The sequence below is a fragment of the Roseburia hominis genome (assembly GCA_040702975.1).
Lineage (GTDB): Bacteria > Bacillota > Clostridia > Lachnospirales > Lachnospiraceae > Allocoprococcus > Allocoprococcus hominis_A.
In genome coordinates, this window is sequence record CP159990.1 from 375,421 (window position 1) to 396,344 (window position 20,924).

General features: G+C 39.1%; 20 protein-coding genes and 1 tRNA gene. 18 read left to right on the forward strand and 3 right to left on the reverse strand.

The window, feature by feature from the left end:
* Nucleotides 1–2: 2 nt before the first annotated feature.
* The 4 genes from ABXS75_01695 (at nucleotide 3) to ABXS75_01710 (ending at nucleotide 3,394) form a co-directional block, all read left to right on the forward strand.
* Nucleotides 3–545, forward strand: coding sequence for a DUF4446 family protein (locus ABXS75_01695; protein XCP85543.1), 543 nt, complete (start codon nucleotides 3–5; stop codon nucleotides 543–545).
* Between the two features lie 167 nt (nucleotides 546–712).
* On the forward strand, nucleotides 713–1,993 hold the full coding sequence (gene serS, locus ABXS75_01700; GenBank protein XCP85544.1) for a serine--tRNA ligase: 1,281 nt from the start codon (nucleotides 713–715) through the stop codon (nucleotides 1,991–1,993).
* Nucleotides 1,994–2,089: 96 nt separating this feature from the next.
* The gene (locus tag ABXS75_01705) at nucleotides 2,090–2,965 is read left to right on the forward strand and encodes a DUF3881 family protein (GenBank protein ID XCP85545.1); all 876 of its coding nucleotides are present in this window, start codon (nucleotides 2,090–2,092) and stop codon (nucleotides 2,963–2,965) included.
* Between the two features lie 357 nt (nucleotides 2,966–3,322).
* Nucleotides 3,323–3,394, forward strand: a tRNA-Arg gene (locus ABXS75_01710).
* 126 nt (nucleotides 3,395–3,520) lie between these two features.
* On the opposite strand, the gene ABXS75_01715 is transcribed toward ABXS75_01710, so the two are convergent.
* Nucleotides 3,521–4,216 (reverse strand): nucleotidyl transferase AbiEii/AbiGii toxin family protein, encoded by a 696-nt coding sequence (locus tag ABXS75_01715; protein XCP85546.1) that lies wholly within the window; start codon nucleotides 4,214–4,216, stop codon nucleotides 3,521–3,523.
* Nucleotides 4,217–4,400: 184 nt separating this feature from the next.
* The gene (locus tag ABXS75_01720; GenBank protein ID XCP87068.1) at nucleotides 4,401–4,988 is read right to left on the reverse strand and encodes a hypothetical protein; all 588 of its coding nucleotides are present in this window, start codon (nucleotides 4,986–4,988) and stop codon (nucleotides 4,401–4,403) included.
* A 726-nt stretch (nucleotides 4,989–5,714) separates the two neighbouring features.
* Here ABXS75_01720 and ABXS75_01725 point away from each other — a divergent pair.
* From ABXS75_01725 to ABXS75_01755, 7 genes are all read left to right on the forward strand, one after another.
* Nucleotides 5,715–6,902 carry a MalY/PatB family protein gene (locus ABXS75_01725; protein XCP85547.1) on the forward strand — a complete coding sequence of 396 codons (1,188 nt, stop codon included), beginning with the start codon at nucleotides 5,715–5,717 and terminating at the stop codon, nucleotides 6,900–6,902.
* 105 nt (nucleotides 6,903–7,007) lie between these two features.
* Nucleotides 7,008–7,736: a DUF5058 family protein gene (locus ABXS75_01730; protein XCP85548.1), complete on the forward strand. Its 729-nt coding sequence runs from the start codon at nucleotides 7,008–7,010 to the stop codon at nucleotides 7,734–7,736.
* Between the two features lie 17 nt (nucleotides 7,737–7,753).
* Complete coding sequence (locus ABXS75_01735) at nucleotides 7,754–8,308, forward strand: hypothetical protein (protein XCP85549.1); 555 nt, start codon at nucleotides 7,754–7,756, stop codon at nucleotides 8,306–8,308.
* A gap of 12 nt (nucleotides 8,309–8,320) precedes the next feature.
* Entirely contained in the window at nucleotides 8,321–9,298 is a 978-nt protein-coding gene (locus tag ABXS75_01740) for a dipeptidase (GenBank protein ID XCP85550.1), read from the forward strand.
* Nucleotides 9,299–9,333: 35 nt separating this feature from the next.
* A complete protein-coding gene (gene pepT, locus ABXS75_01745; protein ID XCP85551.1) occupies nucleotides 9,334–10,557 on the forward strand; it encodes a peptidase T in 1,224 nt (407 codons plus the stop codon).
* Nucleotides 10,558–10,726: 169 nt separating this feature from the next.
* Complete coding sequence (locus ABXS75_01750; protein XCP85552.1) at nucleotides 10,727–11,188, forward strand: MarR family transcriptional regulator; 462 nt, start codon at nucleotides 10,727–10,729, stop codon at nucleotides 11,186–11,188.
* A 150-nt stretch (nucleotides 11,189–11,338) separates the two neighbouring features.
* Nucleotides 11,339–12,097: an EFR1 family ferrodoxin gene (locus ABXS75_01755; protein ID XCP85553.1), complete on the forward strand. Its 759-nt coding sequence runs from the start codon at nucleotides 11,339–11,341 to the stop codon at nucleotides 12,095–12,097.
* Nucleotides 12,098–12,326: 229 nt separating this feature from the next.
* On the opposite strand, the gene ABXS75_01760 is transcribed toward ABXS75_01755, so the two are convergent.
* Nucleotides 12,327–13,169, reverse strand: a complete 843-nt coding sequence (locus ABXS75_01760) for a PocR ligand-binding domain-containing protein (protein XCP85554.1) — start codon at nucleotides 13,167–13,169, stop codon at nucleotides 12,327–12,329.
* 137 nt (nucleotides 13,170–13,306) lie between these two features.
* Here ABXS75_01760 and ABXS75_01765 point away from each other — a divergent pair, with 137 nt between their 5' ends.
* The 7 genes from ABXS75_01765 to ABXS75_01795 all read left to right on the forward strand — a co-directional run bounded on the left by ABXS75_01765 (nucleotide 13,307) and on the right by ABXS75_01795 (nucleotide 20,876).
* Nucleotides 13,307–14,170, forward strand: a complete 864-nt coding sequence (locus tag ABXS75_01765; protein XCP85555.1) for a class II fructose-bisphosphate aldolase — start codon at nucleotides 13,307–13,309, stop codon at nucleotides 14,168–14,170.
* Nucleotides 14,171–14,231: 61 nt separating this feature from the next.
* Nucleotides 14,232–15,638 carry a hypothetical protein gene (locus tag ABXS75_01770; GenBank protein XCP85556.1) on the forward strand — a complete coding sequence of 469 codons (1,407 nt, stop codon included), beginning with the start codon at nucleotides 14,232–14,234 and terminating at the stop codon, nucleotides 15,636–15,638.
* A gap of 14 nt (nucleotides 15,639–15,652) precedes the next feature.
* Nucleotides 15,653–17,137, forward strand: a complete 1,485-nt coding sequence (locus tag ABXS75_01775) for an FGGY-family carbohydrate kinase (GenBank protein ID XCP85557.1) — start codon at nucleotides 15,653–15,655, stop codon at nucleotides 17,135–17,137.
* 128 nt (nucleotides 17,138–17,265) lie between these two features.
* A complete protein-coding gene (locus ABXS75_01780) occupies nucleotides 17,266–18,243 on the forward strand; it encodes an aldose 1-epimerase family protein (GenBank protein ID XCP85558.1) in 978 nt (325 codons plus the stop codon).
* A 211-nt stretch (nucleotides 18,244–18,454) separates the two neighbouring features.
* Nucleotides 18,455–19,783: an AAA family ATPase gene (locus ABXS75_01785; protein XCP85559.1), complete on the forward strand. Its 1,329-nt coding sequence runs from the start codon at nucleotides 18,455–18,457 to the stop codon at nucleotides 19,781–19,783.
* A 128-nt stretch (nucleotides 19,784–19,911) separates the two neighbouring features.
* Nucleotides 19,912–20,370, forward strand: a complete 459-nt coding sequence (locus ABXS75_01790; GenBank protein ID XCP85560.1) for a DUF4869 domain-containing protein — start codon at nucleotides 19,912–19,914, stop codon at nucleotides 20,368–20,370.
* 5 nt (nucleotides 20,371–20,375) lie between these two features.
* A complete protein-coding gene (locus ABXS75_01795) occupies nucleotides 20,376–20,876 on the forward strand; it encodes an ATP-binding protein (GenBank protein XCP85561.1) in 501 nt (166 codons plus the stop codon).
* Nucleotides 20,877–20,924 lie beyond the last annotated feature (48 nt).

A 20,924-nucleotide genomic window follows, 5' to 3' on the forward strand; every position in this document is an offset into this window, starting at 1 on the left:
ATATGGAGAGTAAAATCTTATCAGCACTGGGGATAGACCCGGCATACATTTTTATTTTGCTGATTATGTTGATTATTTTGATGTTTTTATTGTATGTAAATGTAAATATGAAATATAATCGGTTAAAAAGCAGCTACTCATCGTTTATGCGAGGGCGAGACGGAAAGAACCTAGAGCAGAGTATTCTTGAAAAGTTTGATGAATTAGATGAAATTGCCGCTATTTGTAAAAAGAATCTTGCTGATATTAGGGAAATCTCTCAGGGAATTAAGGGAACCTACCAAAAGGTAGGAATTGTAAAATATGATGCGTTCAATGAGATGGGTGGAAAACTCAGTTTTGCATTAACTCTTCTCGATGGAAATGACAGTGGCTGGATCATCAATGCAATGCATAGCCGGGAAGGCTGCTATACATATATTAAAGAGATTGTCCGCGGAGAGAGTTATATCGAGCTTTCCGGAGAGGAAGCAGAATCCCTGGAGCAGGCGATTTATCAGGAAGTATACGATCCGGAAGTACATGGAGCTATTATGCAGAAGTAAAATCAAAAATCTTTTGACTATGTTTTCTGAATATAGTATGATTGATAAAATGCGAATAAAAATAAAACTAAGAGTAAAAAATAAGAGTTTTGTGAAAACTAAATTTGAAAAATTGCGATTATTTGATAAAGATTATGGGAAACTTGAATAGAGAAGGAGAATAAATTATGTTAGATATTAAATTTGTGAGAATGAACCCAGATGTAGTAAAGGAAAACATCAAAAAGAAATTTCAGGACGAAAAGTTACCTTTGGTAGATGAAGTCATCGAATTAGACAAACGCAATCGTGAAATCAAACAGGAAGTGGAAGCGCTGCGTGCTGATCGAAATAAGATTTCCAAACAGATTGGTGCATGTATGGCTCAGGGAAAGAAGGAAGAGGCAGAGGAGTTTAAGAAGCAGGTACAGGCAAATGCTGCTCGTGTAGATGAACTGTCTGCTGAGGAGAAAGATGTAGAAGCACAGATTAAGAAAATTATGATGACGATTCCGAATATTATCGATCCTTCCGTACCGATTGGAAAAGATGATAGTGAAAATGTAGAAAACGAAAGATTTGGCGAGCCGGTTGTACCGGAATTCGAGATTCCATATCATACGGAAATTATGGAGAAATTTAATGGTATTGATCTGGAAAGCGCAGGAAGAGTAGCCGGAAATGGATTCTATTACCTGATGGGAGATATTGCCCGCCTTCATTCCGCAGTGATCTCTTATGCAAGAGATTTCATGATTGACAGAGGATTTACCTACTGTGTACCTCCGTTCATGATCCGCAGTAATGTTGTAACAGGCGTTATGAGCTTTGCTGAGATGGATTCCATGATGTATAAGATCGAGGGTGAAGATTTGTATTTAATCGGAACCAGCGAGCATTCTATGATTGGTAAATTCATTGACACGATGTTGGAGGAGGAAAAACTTCCGCAGACACTCACCTCCTATTCTCCGTGTTTCAGAAAAGAGAAAGGAGCTCACGGTATCGAGGAGCGTGGTGTATACAGAATACATCAGTTTGAAAAACAGGAAATGATCGTTGTATGTAAGCCGGAAGACAGCATGGATTGGTATGAAAAAATGTGGAAAAATACAGTTGATCTGTTCCGTTCTCTTGATATCCCGGTTCGTACGCTGGAATGCTGCTCCGGTGACCTAGCAGATCTGAAAGTAAAATCTTGTGATGTGGAAGCATGGTCTCCGCGTCAGAAGAAGTATTTCGAGGTGGGAAGCTGCTCTAACCTGGGAGATGCGCAGGCAAGACGCCTTGGAATCCGCGTGAAAGGAAAAGATGGAAGCAAATATTTTGCTCATACTCTGAATAATACAGTAGTGGCTCCGCCGAGAATGCTGATCGCATTTTTGGAAAATAACCTTCAGGCAGACGGCTCTGTGAGAATTCCCGAAGTGCTTCGTCCATATATGGGTGGAAAGACTGAGATAAGATAATTGTCTAATAGAAAAAACAGCTAAGTTGCAGAAGCTAATACTATAAAATTGTCAGGTAGTTAAATATGCACTGACATAAATATAAAGAGGTAAATTGTGCATAAATTTTTAAAAGCTATTGGATTTCATAACATAAATTCAGAAAAGATTTGGTTTGAATTTCTTCGTGATGCAGAGGAACATTTTACCGGATATGAAAGAATTTCTCTGGAAGAAGGGCTTGATTTCTGTGAGCTGCGTAAGGTTTGCGGGGTCAGTATCGGAATTTTCTCTTATGGAGTTATAGGTGATGATGAAATTTATAGCCGGGAATATTATCTGCCCTATTTTGAGGGAAGCGGTGTCACGTCTTATGCCGATATTATTGTGGAGAGGCGAAGTGACAGGAAGGCATATGTGGGAATTTGTGAAGATGCCAAGGTGGGAGTCAGCCTTATTTTTCATCTGATCAATGGAATGGAATATGCGAAGGAGCTGCAGATTGGTAATATTCCCAAAAGCTCTACCTCTGTAACACTTTCCGGGCTTGCCTGTTCGGGAACGATCCTGTTTCCGGTCATGAAGAGCAGCCAGCAGGTACAAGAGAGCCGTGAGGAATCCCGCAATCGAATGATGCTTATAAGCGCTGCCAGGGAAGGAAATGAAGAAGCAATCGAAAGTTTGACCATGGACGATATCGATACATATTCCGAGGTGTCCAGAAGGCTGCAATATGAAGATGTGTATAGTATCGTCGATACGTATTTTATGCCGTATGGCGTGGAATGTGACCAGTATTCAATATTGGGTGAGATACTTGATATGGATACAGTGGAAAACAAATTGACTGGTAAAACAGTTTATGTGCTTACTCTGGAAGTCAACGAATTGCAGTTTGATGTATGTGTTCCGGTAGAAAAGGTTACCGGGCAGCCGGAGATCGGGAGAAGATTTAAGGCGAATATATGGTTACAGGGGAGAATTAATTTCTAGAAATAATATGTTGAGAAAAATGCTGCAAGTGTGGAAAATGTGTCTGCGCTTGCAGTGTTTTTGTTGTTATATATGTCTAAGTGAAGATTAGCTGGTTATTCATTTTAGTTGTCAAACATACTTAAAATTTGGAAGGATTAAATTCAACCCCAAGGTGGAATTTCGGATTACAAGTAATATACCTGAAAATAGTAGATTTTATTTATTGACAAAAAGCCTATTAAAAGGTATCATATTATAGTATTAATAGTTAAGTGAAGATTGGCTATAAGCCATATCTTTCAAAAGTCCATAGAAAATATGGAATTCAATTAAATTCATATGCATTTCGCATATTTCTCAAAAAATAAATAATAGGTTCCCTTAGTTAAATGGATATAACAAGCGCCTCCTAAGCGCTAGTTGTGAGTTCGATTCTCGCAGGGAACGGTTTTAAGAACAGCCTTTTCCAGAGACGGGAAAGGCTGTTTATTAGGTATCAAATATACCTAAGTACACACAAATAAAAGGACAATATATTTCTACACACGATTCTTATGATACATACTATGTATTTTAATTCCAACTTTTAGATTCTTTGTTCCACCTACTATTAAACGATGAATCATTTCGAATAGCTTCTGCAATTGGCATAAGTAATGATTTAATCAGGGATATCGTATTTTTAAAATCCACTTGCATAAGAGCCTTCTTCTTTTTAATGAAAGATTTCCATCTGCTTTGCCTTGTAGCATCTTCTGTGAAATCAGCTTCGAAAGCTATAATATCATCAAAACCAGTTCCTCTATGACAGAATGTTTCGACAATTGCATTTTTCAGTTCTGATCCATCAAGAACATACCTATCTGCTAAAACATAGATATCATAAAAATCTTTATATCTGCCATTCGCAAGACCAAGTGATACAAATGCTTCAAACTTCTCTGCTATTACAGAATAGATGGAATAAGCATACACTTTGGGCATTTCCATATCTAACAAAACAGGGAAGTCCATTTTCATTCTTTCAGGATAGATCACATCACCAAAGCCTATGTCGATGGATACCGGCACTTTTGTTCTATCTAGATATCCCATGATAGAAACATCCACTCCATGGTATTCTTTAAATTCTGTTATATTAATCACTTTTAGTGTATCTAGGTCAAATCTAATGGCATCATCACATTTAATCAAAAAGATATCTTTGAAAATCTTTTTCATTTCGTCTGCATTGTTGGGAATATGTTGAGCAAGCAGATCGATGTCCATTGTTGCGCGTGTATATTCCCCATCAAATAATGCATATAGAAAAGTGTAAATCGTTCTGCATATAAAGAGACAGATATCCTATAGATGGTTCTCTCCAAACCAAAGGTTACCAATTTATCCTGCATGGTTTTCCCATCCTTTACAGCCTGATTCTTTAATCTAGCTTTTACTGATCTCGCATTTGTCATACAAGTACCTCCAGATATGATTTCATAACATCTCCACATTTCAGCATATTTGCATATCGAATAAGCCGATTCAAATTGCGGTCTTTTCTATGCAAATACGTAGTAAGTACTTCCTTAGTTTCTTCAATTCCAATCTTTTCACGGTAAAAAACGATATCTACAACTGTTTTCTCAATATTATAGATTCTGAATTGATTGTTTCCGTTTTTTACTGTTTCGATTCCTACATCAAAACGTTCATCTGTAAAATAGCACACATTCAGCTCTGGCCAATCCGGAAGAGTAGAAACTTTTGATTTTCTTGGAATTGCAACATCGATAGCTTCCGGTCTGTACGTTGACAGATTATAATATACAGCTGCGCTCAGCAGGCATACTACTCCGCCGGGAACAAAGGCATATGCATAATAAAAATCCGACTCTTCACCTTGAAAGTTTGCGTTTTCATAGAATTTCTTATTTAGTTTTATTAGTATGCCCTGATTCACCATCTGATTTATCTTATAATAAGAGAAACCCTTGTCTTTTAGTTCTTGCACCGAAAAGATCATCTGATCATCTGGAATTATGGCTGCGTTCTGCATATCTCTCACCTCAATTTCAGTATATCCAAAATTACAATAAATATTTAAATAAATTTCGGCATTTTAATATTCCGCCGTATTTTATTTAAATTGTACAAATCACATTGTGATTTGTCAATAGTATTTTGCTGAGAATATGATACGATTAGCTACCGAAGCTTTGGTGTTATAAAGTAGGTAGCCACAGTTGTTTCAACTATCTGATAATCACTTAAATTAAAATCGCGAATTTCTATTATAAAAAATGCGGAAATAATGAAATGAAACAGGAGTAGAAGATATGGTGCTGATAGCGGGGTGTTTCTTTCCTGTGACTGCGAATGCAAAACGATAGATAATGAAGATTGGGAAAGACAGATAGAAGAAACTTCAAATAGTATTATATTCATTGATGAGGGTAACAGGTTTCTTACTTAGAAAAGAACCTATATAGAGAGATATCTGAGCGGGATAGCATTAATCCCCAATTTGTAATGTAAGCGTTTAATTAAGCGCTTACGTTCAATCTAGCTTTTATTGATACCGCATTGTCATACAAGTACCTCTAGATATGATTTCATAACATCTCCACATTTCAAATAAAGTTATCCCAGTAACAAAAGATAAGGGAATGTACACTATGCATAAAAAAAATAAAAAAAATAAATATATTATTGACATAAACGATAAAGAAGTATACAATTAGTTTAACAGACAAACTAATTATGATAAACAAGGAGTGGTGAAATGGAATATGATTTTGACAGAATTGTAGATCGGAAGGACACTTTTGACATGAAGTGGCATTCTAGAGCAGTAGAAGATTATATTGGGAAGAAGATTCCGGATGACATAATTCCGATGTGGGTGGCAGATACGGAATTTGCCTGTGCTCCGATTATTGTAGAGGCAGTAAAAAAGAGAGCAGAAAAACAGATTTTCGGATATTGTACGTTACTTCCGGAAGTGTACCGCACAATTTGCTTTTGGCAGAAGAAACGTTTCCATTGGGAAATACAGTCGGAGTGGATTGCGGCTTTGCCATCGGTTGTAGCAGGAGTTAACATAGCAATCCGATCTTTTTCGGAAAAAGGAGATGGAGTGATTATTCAAGAACCGGTATATAATCCGTTTGCTAAAATCATAAGGAATGCAGACCGAAGGGTAGTGAATAATGGTTTGAAATGTGTGGATGGATATTATGAAATGGACTATGAGGAGTTAGAGATGTTGGCAGCTAAGCCGGAAAACAAAATGATGGTTTTGTGTAGTCCGCATAACCCGGTTGGAAGAGTCTGGATGGAAGAAGAGCTACGAAAAGTTGCAGATATTTGTTTGAATAATGAAGTAATGCTGATTGTTGATGAAATTCATAGTGACATTGTGTTTGAAGGGCATCGTCATTTGCCATTATTGAGTCTTGATCAAAAATATAGAGAGAAATTTATCTTACTGAATTCTCCGGGTAAGTCATTCAATATATCCGGATTAAAATTCAGTATGGCTATCCTTCCAAATGAAAGCATAAGGAAGAGATTTTGTGAGATGCAGATTCGGATGTCTCTGGATATCAAAAATACATTTGGTCTCGAAGCTGTAGTTGCAGCATACACAGATGAAGGGGAAGAGTGGTTAGAGCAGGAATTATCTTATATGCAGGACAATGTAGAGTATATGCTGAAATTTGTAGAAGAAAAGATGCCGGGGATTAAGATGGTAAAACCAGAAGGTACATTTCTTGGATGGTTGGATTTTTCGGGAATGGGACTGACTGAGGAAGATATTTTTCGCAAAATATTTTTGGAGGCCGGAGTAATCGGCGTTCCGGGAGCATGGTTTGGAAAAGGAGGGGAGCAACATTTAAGAGTAAATTTCGGATGTCCGAGGTCGCTTCTTGTTCATGCGATGGAAAAAATCAGAGCAGCATTGTATTGATATTTTTTTACACTAATAGTTTAACAGACAAACTAATTGAAAAACAAAATAGGTTGACAAGGCTTTACATGAGTTGTGTTAATGAAGAAAATGAGGAGGATATTTATGAATGAAATTTTGAAACTAGCGAATGGACCGGTAATGTGGGCGTTTTCATTGATTACAATCGGAGTAGCTGTACTACAGTCGATATTAATATTTCGGCAGACACAAAAGTATAATGAGAAAACCAATATGTTAACGAAAAAAGAAGTGAAAGCAAGCTTAAAAGCAGGTGGAATTGTTGCAATCGGACCGGCAGTATCTGTATTTGTTGTTGCATTAAGTATGATTACATTGATCGGAGCGCCTATTACATTGATGCGTATCGGAATGATTGGCTCTGCAGGATCTGAATTATCGGCTGCAAGTATTGGAGCACAAATGGCAGGAGTAACCCTTGGAAGCGAAGAATTGACAGGAAAAGCATTGGCGGCAGCACTATGGTCTATGGCGTTGATGAGCTGTGGATATTTGGTTCTAGTACCTATGATCGCAAGAGGATTGGGCTCCACATTTGATAAAATGTTACAGAAAAATTCAGATGGAAAAACATCCGTGGGCGTTTACATTTGTAGTGCAATACTTCCATTTGTGATTTTTGCCGCGCTTTCATATTTTCAGGCAAAAGAAAGTGTAGCGCATTTAATCGCTTTGATCGTAGGTGGAGTACTGATGGTAGCTACAAATGTACTTGCCACGAAAATGGATAAGCAGTGGTTGAAACAATGGGCAATGGGTATTTCTGTTTTGGGTGCGATTATTTCTGGTGGAATTGTAAATAGTTTGTTTTAATATAGGAGAAAGAAGAAATGGAAGAAAAAAAGAAAAATAATGTAAATGCAGAAAATCTTTATCATAAAGATTATATTCCAAAGGTTCATCGTATTGGAACATTCAGTATGCTTTTCCTTTTAGTATTTAGTTTTGTTCCGGCACTTTGGTTATCTTTTGGGATGGATTTCCATCCAGGATGGGATGTGGTAGCAAAAGCCGGTGCAACACAGTTTGGAATGAGTATTTTTACATGGATATTAGAACCGGTAATCTACTTCCCGATGATTGGAATTGCTGGAAGTTATATCGCTTTTGTTGCAGGAAATGTAACTACAATGAGAGTTCCGGCGATTACAGCGGCACAGAATGCAGTAGAAGCAAAATATGGAACAAAAAAAGCAGAAATTGCAGGAGTATATGGAATCGTATCATCCGTTGTAGTGAACTTCTTTTTCCTTGCAATTGTAATTCTTTTTGGTTCGTACATTGCAAATATATTGCCGGAGGCAATTAATGATTCATTGAAATTCGCACTCCCGGGTGTATATGGAGCACTTTTAATTACATTTGCGGTTCGGTTAAAACGTTAGGAGGGAGTTTACGTGAATTATATTGATTTTCATTGTGATACGTTGATGATGTCTTATCTGTTTGGAAAAAAAGATATGTTGGAACTTCCAAACGCAATGGTTGATGTAAAACGTCTTAGGAAAGGCGGAACGAAAGCACAGTTTTTTGCGATTTTCATGCCGCCGGACGGAGCGGAGAAAATGATAGGGCGTCCGGTACCTAAAGATGATGATTACATAGATGCTCTTGTTGAAATCATGAATACGACTGCATCGGATCAGTCTGATATTTTAGGAATGGCATATAATTATGAAACACTAAAACAGAATGCCGAGAAAGGAAAAATATCAGCATTTTTAACAATCGAAGACGGAAGAAGCGTCAATGGAGACTTGGATAAGTTAAAAAAATATTATGATAAAGGTGTAAGACTTATGAGCCTTACATGGAACAAAGAGAATTGCTTTGGCTTCCCGAATTCGAAAGATTCATCCGTAATGGAAAAAGGTCTCACTTCATTTGGAAAAGAAGCGATTCCATATATGAATCATCTTGGAATACTCATTGATGTATCCCATTTATCGGATGGGAGTTTTTGGGATGTAGCCAATCTTTCTGAAAAACCGTTTATTGCATCACATTCCAACTGTAGAAGTATATGCCCGCATCAGAGAAATTTAACAGATGAAATGATACGCTGCATTGGAGAAAAAGGCGGTGGAATCGGAGTGAATTTTGGACCGGAATTTTTAAATCCAGATGTATCATGTAAAGAGAGCACGGTTGCAAGGATGTGTGAGCATATGGATCACATGATTCAAAAAGGCGGTGAAGACTGCGTAGTGATCGGAACGGACTTTGATGGAATTCGAGGAAATTTTGAAATAGCAGGTCCAGATTATATGGGATATTTATTTGAGGCTTTGGAAAGAAAAGGTTATTCTTCTCAACTGATCGAAAAGATTGCATATAAAAATGCGGAGAGAGTTATACGAGAAGTTTTGAAATAACTGAAAGTAAGAGAGAAAGGCAGGCGATATACAAATTGAAAGCTTATGAGAGAATGTTGCGATATATTAAAATTCCAACAGCAAGTAACAAATCAGCCACGACAGTCCCATCCTCAGAAAATCAATGGAAATTGGCAAACATGTTGGCTACGGAATTAAAAGAACTTGGCTTGACAGATGCTGCTATAGATGAATCTGGCATTGTATATGCACACCTTGAGGCAACGGATGGATATGAGAATTCGGTAAAATTGGGATTTATTGCACATATGGACACAGTTGAGGAGGTAACGGGCAATGAGATCAATCCGGTGTTTCATGAGAATTATGATGGAACAGATATTCATTTACCATATGGGAACAATTGCATTACGGTAAAGGATTTCCCACATCTTCAGGATATGAAAGGCCGCACAATTATTACGAGTGATGGGACTACGCTTTTGGGGGTTGACGATAAGGCTGGAATTGCGGAAATTATGACCATGCTGGAAATCGTCCAAAAGCATCAAATTCCGCATGGAATGCTGTGTGTTGCATTTACACCAGATGAAGAAATTGGTACTGGAATCTTTCAATTTGATATACAAAGATTTGGAGCGCAATACGCATATTCTTTGGACGGTGGAGCAGAAGGGGAAATCGAATATGAAAACTTTAATGGAAGCAAAGCGATTTTTGATATTCATGGAGTAAGTGTTCATCCGGGTGCAGGGAAAAATAAACTCCACAATGCAAACCTGATTGCCATGGAAATCAACGCAGCAATCCCGTTAGAGGATATTCCGTTTGCTACAGAAGAATATGAAGGATTCTATCATTTGGTGAATATGAATGGAAGTGTGGAGCATGCCACATTGGAATATACAATACGGGATCACAATCAAGAATATTTTGAATTCCGTCAGGAGTTATTGCGACATATTGAAAAGAGAATCAATGAGAAGTGGGGAGACAGCACGGTAGAATTAAAAATAACAAAACAATACCCAAATGTGGCCGGAATAATTGAAAAGGAGAAACACTTGATTGAAATAGCAAATCAGGCTTGTGAAAAAGTCGGGGTGAAACCAAGAATCGTGCCAATCCGAGGAGGAACAGATGCTTGTTATTTATGCCTCAATCATGTTCCTTGCCCGAATCTAGGGACTGGGGGTTTTGCATATCACGGTCCGCTTGAACATACTTCGATTGAAGGAATGGATTATGTGACGGAAATCATTGTCGAGATCGTGAAGAAGTATTCCATGATGCAATAAATTTTAGGATTTTGAAACGCCGGATATAGTATTTTTAATACATGGCACCGGATAAATTTTGGGTATGAAAATCATTTTCTTATATGGTATAATAGACACAAAGTGCGTATTATACCATTGTGCATGATGCGATGCAATAAATGAATCATGGCGAAGAAAGAGGGATAAAATGTCAGTTAGTACCGAAATTTATCATTTGATTAATCAATTATATACAGTAGAATTGATTATGAAGGCGCTGCGTGTTAGGCCGAGAGACTATTTGGGCGAAGAACTTTATGATAATGAGTCGCATACATTGGAAATGATCGTTGAGAATGAAGGAATCAGTCAGGCAGGACTTACAGAAAAGATGTTTCGCACGAAAGGTTCTACTTCTGTAATGGTGGATAAATTGATTGAAAAAGGACTCGTGTTCCGTGAAAAGCTGGATAGTGATCGCAGATATTGTGTATTGATTCCGACTGAAAAAGGACGTAAAGTGAATCAGGCACATATCAAACGGGATATGGAACATGCTTCTATAGTAGCCGAGAGTATTGATCTGTGCGAAGAAGAAGTAAAACAAACGAATGAATCTTTGGAAAAATTAATCGGATTTTATACCGAATTTCAAAGAAACTATCATTAATGAGAGGGGGCGTTGCAAATAGGTGAATAATCACTTATGGAGTAGCGCTCCATTTTTGTGTTGCCAAGCATACCTGAGTGAAGGTCCGGTGGACCTTTATCTCGGTTTAAAAAAAGGAGATATTGAAGAAAGGGAAAGGCGGGAATAAATATGAATGTATATGCCACATATTTCAGTCCGACAAGTAGTACTGAAAAAATAGTAAAAATAATTGCTAATGAATTTGGAAAATATCAAGAAATTGATTTGAGCAAAAGAGAAAATACATTCCAACAAACTTTTGATAAAGAAGATATTTGTATTATCGGCGTTCCATCTTATGGCGGCCGTGTACCAGCCATTGCGATAGAACGAATGAAAGATTTCCATGGAAATAATGCTAAAGCTATTTTAGTAGTGTCTTATGGTAACAGAGATTATGATGATACGCTGAGAGAATTGACAGAATGTATGGAAAAGAATGGATTCTCTTGTGTGGCTGCTGTTGCAGCAATAGCAGAACACTCTATCATGCATCAATTTGCTACTGGCCGTCCAGATGAGAAAGATAAAAAAGAACTTGTAGAATTTACAAGAAAAATAATGCATAAGATAGAAAATGATTCATCATGTGAAAAAATAAAATTACCAGGAAATTATCCATATCGAGAATATAAAGGGGTACCGTTAAAGCCAAAAGCAAAAAAAGGTTGTACGAATTGTGGACTATGTGCGAAGGAATGTCCAGTAGGAGCTATTTCATTAAGAGAACCTCAAAAGACAGATAAAAATGCATGTATCTCATGTATGAGATGTGTGGAAATTTGTCCAAGCAAAGCAAGGAAGGTCAATTCGTTTCTAGTTAAAATGGCTTCAAAGAAAATGAAGGCAGAGTGTGAAAAGAAAAAAGAAAATGAACTTTTTATATAATGGGAAAGCAAATCAAATTTCTTGGTGTTGAAGTGGAAAATTGGATAGTGTATTAAATCATATTCAGAATGATGATGATTCATTAAAATTGGGAATATTTAATGCTATTTCGTTTGACGATGTTTTTTATTAATTGGAATATATTATGAAAAGTTAAGCAAACAAATTTTCTGCCTGTTTATATGACACCGTTTTTGTAAACGCAATAAAAATCCCGCGCGATACGATATTATTTTGATTTCCGAAAGCTCCCGGCAGACATTCCCACAACTTTCTTAAATACTCTACAGAAATAATTATAATCATTGAAACCAACATTGTCTGAGATCTCATGTACGGACAGGTTGGTTTCTTTTAATTGACGCTTGGCCTCAGCGATACGAAGGCGTTTGATATGTTCAGCAATCCCGATATCCATGTAGCGGCTGCAGGAATCGTAGAGTTTATTTTTGCTGATATGAAATTCTCTCGTAAGGCGGTCCACAGACAGATCTTCTGACAAATGAGCAAGAAGGAAAGAATTCAAATTCTGAATAAAATTCTTTTTTTGCAGTCGAACAATATCCTTGAGAAGGACATAAAAAGTACATGCCTCAAGAATTTTTGCGGCGGCCTGAATCTGTTCGTTTGTTTTTACCGTAATGTCCTGTATAGAAAAATCACTTTTAGCATCTCTAAAATGGTACCTTGAAATTACATTCTGCAGCAGATTCGAAAGCTTGGCCGAATCAGGCTGATCTGTAATCTGTCCAAACATAATATAGCCGATCACGTTTTCGCTATCAATCAGCGGTGCAGTGGCCTCGATTAGCCCTGCATGGCAATGGAATATTTCCAGTTTTTTGGTTTTCTGACATCTTTTGAAGGATTGTTCATTGCTCTTTAAGCAATGTGCTTCGCCATTTTTGTCAGAGCGGATAAGGGAACAAAAAGCACAGTGGATTTCCGGATAGGATAATATTTCATTTCCTGCCGCATCAAAAAGTGCGATTTTGATGCCGGTCAATAAGTGGAAGTCACGCATGAAATCAAGAAGTTCTGTTTTATTCAGATTAAGTGTAAAAGAGTCCATACTTATTCTTCTCCTCATTAAAAAGTATAATAGCATTAATAAAAAACAAATTTACAGTATTTAGAAACAGAATACACTATATTCTATCTGAATACAAGTATATGCTTATTATAAATAGAAAAGGAGAGACGAGAGATATGTTAGTTACATTAAAAGAAATTATGAAGATTGCCGAAGAGAAGAGAATCGCGGTTGGCTCTTTTAATGCGCCTTGTCTGGAGGCTGCTGAAGCGGAAATTGCAGCAGCACAGGAGCTTGGTCTGCCGGTCATTCTTCAGTTTGCACAGTGTCATGAACCATGGATACCGCTTACGACCATAGGGCCGATTCTGGTGGAAATGGCTAAGAAAGCGACGGTTCCGGTGTGTGTTCACCTGGATCATGGTGAGACGTTAGAATATTTGCAGCAGGCGCTGGAGATAGGGTTTACAGGTATTATGTATGATGGTTCTGTTCTGCCGTATGAAGAAAACCTTGCAAATACGAAAAAAGCAGTGGAGATGGCAGAAAAATACGGTGCGTCCGTGGAGGCGGAGCTCGGTTCTATGGGAAAAAGAGAAAGTGGCAGCGGCGAGGCAGGTGCAGAAGATGAGACGAAGATCTATACAGACCCGGAGCTGGCATCTGCATTTGTTGAGGAGACGGGCATTGATGCCTTAGCATGTTCCTTTGGGACGACGCATGGGATTTATCTGACAGAACCGAAGCTTGATTTTGATGTGGTGAAAAATGTAAGAGAAAGGACGAACCACATTCCGGTCGTCATGCATGGTGGTTCCGGTGTAAGCCGGGAAGATTATGTGAAAGCAATCAAGGCCGGCGTGCGTAAGATTAATTATTTTACTTATATGGATAAATCAGGGGGAAATGCAGTTGTAGAATATCTAAACAGCTTAAAAGAAGGAGAGCCGGTATTCTTTTCGTCTATTTACATGGCAGCAAGAGAGGCCATGAAAGAGAATGTTAAGGGGGCTATGAAGGTCTTTGGACTGTTGAAATAATAGGATATCAGGGTCAAAAGGTCATAATATTTACAAAAATAAGCGAAATGAGGTAGAAAAGATGATGAAAAAAAAGATGACATTTGCATTGGCATTTTGTAACAGGGGATTTATGCCCGGGGAATTAATCTATGGAGCAAGGGAGGACATGGTCCAGGCCGTCACGGATGCAGGCTATGACTATATCGCCATGGACCCGGAGCTTACACGCTTTGGCGGGATTGAAACGAGGGATGAGGGAAGGCTTTATGCAAATTGGTTAAAGGCGCATGAAGGAGAATATGACGGTGTGATTTTTTCCATGCCGATTTTTGCAGATGAGAATGGTGCCATTACGGCACTTCAGGATGCAGGCGTTCCCATTCTTATGCAGGCATACCCGGATGAGATCGGGAAAATGGATTTTGCACACAGAAGAGATGCTTTTTGCGGAAAGTTTTCCGTGACAGATGTATTTACCCAGTATCAGGTACCGTTCACCGTGTTAAAACCGCATGTGGTACACCCGTTAAGTCCGAAGTTTCAGGAAAATCTGAGAGATTTTGCGGCAATCTGCAGAGTAGTGAATGGAATGAAGCGGTTTACCATTGGGTGTATCGGTGCGAGGACGACTGCATTTAAAACAACGAGGTTTGATGAGGTTGGATTACAGAAAAACGGGATTACAGTGGAGACCTTTGATTTATCAGAATTGGTTTATAAGGTAAATAATAAAGCAGATGAGGAAGCAGCAGTTCGTGAAAAGCTGGCAGTTCTTGAGAATTATACGGATTTCACCAGAGTACCGATGGAGAAGAAGCTTACGCTTGCGAAGATATCGGTTGTTATCGATGAATATATAGAGGAGTACCACTTAGATTCGCTTGCAATTCGTTGTTGGAATGAGATGGAACAGATTTTAAGAGTATGTCCTTGTGTGCTTCTTTCGGAGTTAAATGACCGGGGAATCGTCACAAGCTGTGAGATTGATCTGACCTCCGCGATTTCTATGCGTGCCATGTCTCTGGCAAGCGAAGAGCCGACAGCCGTACTGGACTGGAATAACAACTATGGTGACGAAGAGAATAAAGTAATTCTTTTCCACTGTGGTTCTACTGCGCAGAGTCTCATGACAGAAAAGGGAACCGTTACAAGTCATAAGATGTTCGACAAAGGCGATCCGGGAAGCGGCTGGGGAACCAATGAAGGAAGAATTCGGCCAATGAAGACGACGATTTCCAACTGTCTGACTGTGGACGGCAAAATTAAAATCTATGTGAGTGAGGCAGAATTTACCGATGATCCGATTGAGGAAGCTTATTTCGGATGTGCAGGTGTATGTGAGATTCCGAATATGGAGGATAAGATGATTCGTCTTGCAAAAGGAGGATTTAAACATCATACCTGTATCGGCGTCGGTCATATGAAAGAGGTCTTAAAAGAAGCCTTCACAACATATCTTGGGTATGATTGGGTGGATATTGACTAGACAGGAGGACAGCCATGAAAATAGCAGGGCTTGATATTGGAACGACCGGCTGTAAATGCACGGTCTTTGATGAACAAGGTAGTTATCTGGACAAGGCGTATCGTGATTATCCGGTGCGGCGTAGTGTGGGTGGGCATGAAATCGATATCTCCACGATGATGGAGGGCGTCTATGCGGTTCTCAGGGAGATGGCAGAAAAATATCCGGATATAGCAGGTCTGGGAGTGACCAGCTTTGGCGAGACGTTTGTCATGACAGATGAAGAGGGAAAACCGTTACATACGGCGATGCTCTATACAGATCCCAGGGGCACCGGGGAATGCGATTACCTGAAGGCACAGCTTGGAGACCGGAAGATAGCGGAGATTACAGGACTTCGCGCTCACGAAATGTATAGTATTTCGAAAATCATGTGGATGAAAAACAACCGGCCGGAAATATATCATAAAGCCAGGAGAATCCTGCTTATGGAAGATTACGTAGTATATCATCTGACCGGAAAGGCCCAGATCGACTATTCCCTGGCTGCCCGAACGATGGCTTTCGATATCCGCACGCTAAAGTGGAGCAGAGAAATCTTTGACATAGCGGGGATTGATATGGCAAAAATGTCAGAGCCGGTCCCGACCGGAACGACGGCAGGCTGTATCACGAAGGAAGCCGCAGAAAAAACAGGGTTATTGCAGAGCGTACAGGTGATTTCTGTCAGTCATGATCAGGTAGCGGCAGCAGTGGGTGCAGGGGCGTTTGATGCGTCTGTGGCGGTGGACGGCGCGGGAACGGTAGAGTGTCTTACCCCTGTCTATAATGAAATCCCGGATATCGATGTGATGTATGACGGTTATTTTTCTGTTGTGCCCTATGTGATTCCCGGGAAATATGTGGCATATGCATTTTCCTATACCGGCGGAGCATTAATACAATGGGCAGTAGATACGTTGGCAAAAAAAGAAAAAGAGCAGGCGAAAGGAAGGGGAGTTTCTGTGAATTCCCTGCTGGAAGGGCAGGCGAAGAGTCCCACAGGACTTCTGGTGCTCCCACATTTTGCCGGTGCGGCAACTCCGTATATGGATACGGGTTCAAAGGGAGCAATCCTGGGCCTGACGACCGATACGAGTACAGCAGAGCTATATCGAGGCTGTATGGAGGGCGTTGTCTATGAAATGTATCTGAATATGAGGCGGCTTGAGGGGTCAGGAATCGCATTTCAGAAACTGCTTGCTACCGGAGGCGGCGCTCATTCCGGTGAATGGATGCAGATGAAGGCAGATGTCTTAAATATGCCAATTACTGCACTGAAAACAGTGGATGCTGGAACCGTGGGAAGCGCAATGCTTACCGGAATAGCCATTGGTCTTTTTAAGAACCTCGATGATGCGGCCGGCCATATGATCGAGAAAACGGTTACTTACGAACCAAGGGAAGAGATGCATGAAAAGTATATGAAAATATACGAAAAATATGAAAAGTTGTATGATGCTGTCAGACCTCTTGTGTGACAATATGATGCTGTATGGTTCAACTCGGATGTATTGACATGCATGACCTTTTGAATCTAATATCGTTTAATCAGAATACAAAATCAGGATGTGAATGAATCAGAACATTTCCTGAGGAAAGGAAGAATATGAATCCTTATATTGGACATGACTCACAGCTATATGGTGTGGAAGAGCACCGTTTGATCGGTGGGAAAGGCGATGGGATGCGCCTGTATGAAATACATAACGGTCAGGGAATCGATATGACGGTTTCGCCCGACCGAAACGGAGATATTACCAGATTAAGATTTCAGGGAATCAATTTAAGCTATATGTCGCCCTGTGGGTATGTTGCACCGGCGTATTATGACAGTGTGGAAAGTAACTGGCTGAATTCTTTTACGGCAGGCTTTCTTACAACTTGTGGACTGAATGGAGTGGGAAGTCCCTGTGTGGATGAGGGTGAGAAAATTCCTCTTCACGGTTCTATTGCCAACACACCCTGCGAGCAAGCTTATTATACGATGGAAGAGGAAAAACTGATTGTAAGAAGTGTGACAAAGGATGAGACGATCTTTGGGCGGAAACTACGTTTGACTAGAGAAATCGTGGTGTCAACAAAAGAAAATACCTTTACTATTATAGATGTGATCGAGAATACAGGAGATCGAACAGAGCCTTTTGAAATCCTGTATCATATGAATATGGGGTATCCGCTTCTTGACGAAGACAGCGTGGTGGAGATTCCATCCAAGAAAGTGACGCCCCGCGATGCACATGCGGCGGAAGATATGGAGAATTGGATGCATATGGAGAAACCAACGGCAGGGTATCAGGAACGATGCTATTATCATGAATTTTCTGATAGCAATGGAATAGCAAGGATTACCCAGCCGAAACTGGGAATCAGTCTTGAGATTACGTTTGATGCAGCAGTGCTTGATGGTTTTGTAGAGTGGAAGATGATGGGGGTAAGAGACTATGTACTGGGTCTGGAATGCGGCAACTGCTATCCGGACGGGAGAGATAAGATGCGTGAAAGGGGGATGTTAAAATTCCTTCAGCCAGGAGAAAAGAAGACATATCAGGTAACAATACAGATGGGGCTGTCGGGAAATAGATAGTTCCAAACAGGGGCAGTTGTGACTCGTATGAGTCACAACTGCCCCTATCAGCTTTTAATACTAATTTTCTTGGCAGGTACCTATTGACAAAAACAGATGTTGATGCAAATTTTGAGTATAAAAAATGCGGAAATATGGTATAATAGAGAAATAAAAAATGCGGTAATCATAAATTTTTGATAATTAAAAAATGCGATATCTGGGAGGACATATGTTTAAGAGAAAGATATATGACAAAATGCTTGAATGGAAAAAGACTTCTGAAGGAAGAAGCGCACTTCTGATTGAAGGAGCCAGACGAATTGGAAAGTCCACAGTGGCAGAAGCATTTGCCAGGAATGAGTATGAGAGCTATATTATGATTGATTTTGCACAGGCAGCCAAGGAGGTAAAGGATCTTTTTGAGGATGTTTCAAATCTGAATTATCTATTCTTACAGCTTCAGCTGAGATATAGAGTAGATCTACATGAAAGAAAATCACTGATAATTTTCGATGAAGTGCAGCTTTGCCCGAAAGCGCGGCAGACAATCAAGGTATTGGTGCAAGATCATAGATATGATTATATTGAAACGGGTTCTCTGATTTCCATAAGGAAAAATGTAAAAGATATTCTGATTCCAAGCGAGGAAAGAAAGCTTGCAATGTACCCGATGGATTATGAGGAGTTCCTTTGGGCGCTAGGCGATGAGACCACTATACCGCTTCTGAAAAGGTGTTTTGATGCAGGGGTAGGATTGGGAGATCAGATGAACAGGAAACTTATGAGGGATTTCCGATTGTATATGCTAGTAGGTGGAATGCCGCAAGCTGTAGATGAATATATCAGAAGTAATAATTTCAGACTGGTAGATCAGGTAAAGAGAGATATTCTGAATCTGTATGAGGATGATTTTATGAAGATTGACCCAACGGGGCGCATTTCCATGCTGTTTGATGCAATTCCGGCACAGCTAAATAAAAATGCGTCAAGGTATCAGGCTTCCTCTGTACTTGGGGGTGAGAGTTCTGACAAGATATTGGAACTGGTTGCAGAACTTAAGGATTCTAAGACGGTACTTGTTTCTTATCATGCAAATGATCCAGCTATTCCAATGTCAAACAGTAAAGACTTAAGACGGTTTAAGCTTTTTATCTGTGATACAGGGCTGTTTGCGACACTTATGTTCAGGGACAGAGATTTTACAGAGAATATCATTTATGAGAAACTTCTGAGCGATAAGCTAAGTGCAAACCTTGGATATTTGTATGAGAATGTTGTAGCTCAGATTCTTGCAGCAAATGGAAATGAGCTGTTCTATTTCACGATGTTAAATGAAGTGTCAAAGCATAATTATGAAGTGGATTTCCTAATTGCAAGAAAAAATAAAATATGCCCTATTGAGATAAAATCGTCTGGATATAAGACACATAAATCGCTGGATGCGTTTGCGGAAAAATTCTCGGACAGGGTATTGTGGAGGTATTTAATCTATACGAAAGATTTCTCAAAGGATAAAGATATCTTTTGTCTGCCTGTTTATATGACACAGTTTTTGTAATTAATATGAGAGAACGGATTGCGGTACCAATTTTTAACTTACAAAATATTTATTTTTGATAATTAAAAAATGTAATAATATCTGGTACAATGATTATTAATAAAGGTTGACGAAAATGGAGGTATTGTATGCTTACTATCATATATGGCGATGTGGAAAATAGCATTTATAACACAAATGTTTATTTCAAGAATACCTATGAAACAGAATGGTTGGAAACAGAGCTTGCGAAACAAATGATCAAGGATATTGATGGCTCGGATGTTGTGAGCGGAGAATGTATTAACAGTCCGGTACTGGGGCAGATTCCACCGGAACGATTATCCGGAGGTGTAAAGACATTATTATTGATATTGAATGAGCCGGATAGAATTTTTAATGCATCTACATGTGGAGATAACTGTGCAAAATGGATACTGGAAATCGGAAAACAGCAGGATGTGACAATTAACTTAAGACATATGATGAGCTTTGGAAAAGACACGGAATTTGACATAAAGATAAAAAACGGGAATGAGATGGTCCACTCTATGAGAGAATTGATTCCGATAGCAAGCCAGTATTTAAATGAAATGAAACAGGAGTAGAAGATATGAAAGGTTCACATAGAATTATTGTAGAATCCAAAAAAGTGAAATATGATTTTATCATAAAGAGAAATATCACTATCCTCACAGGTGACAGCGGATCCGGGAAAACGGTATTGATTGATTTTATTCGTGAATATAGAAGATATGGCGCTGATAGCGGGGTGTTTCTTTCATGTGACTGTGAATGCAAAACGATAGATAATGAAGATTGGGAAAGACAGATAGAAGAAACTTCAAATAGTATTATATTCATTGATGAGGGTAACCGGTTTCTTACTTCGAAAAGATTTGCAGAGCTTGCTTTGCAGTCAGATAATTATTTTGTCCTTGCGACAAGGGAAAAATTACCGATGCTTCCTTACAGCGTGAACGAAATATATGGATTCCGGCAATCAGGAAAATTTCATGAAGCGAAGAAAAAATATAATGAGATCTATCACCTATATGGAGAGATATCTGAGAGGGATAGAATTAATCCCCAATTTGTAATTACAGATCTTTAAAAGTAATGAGTGCAGTAAAGAGAATTATGAAATTGATTGCATGGGATT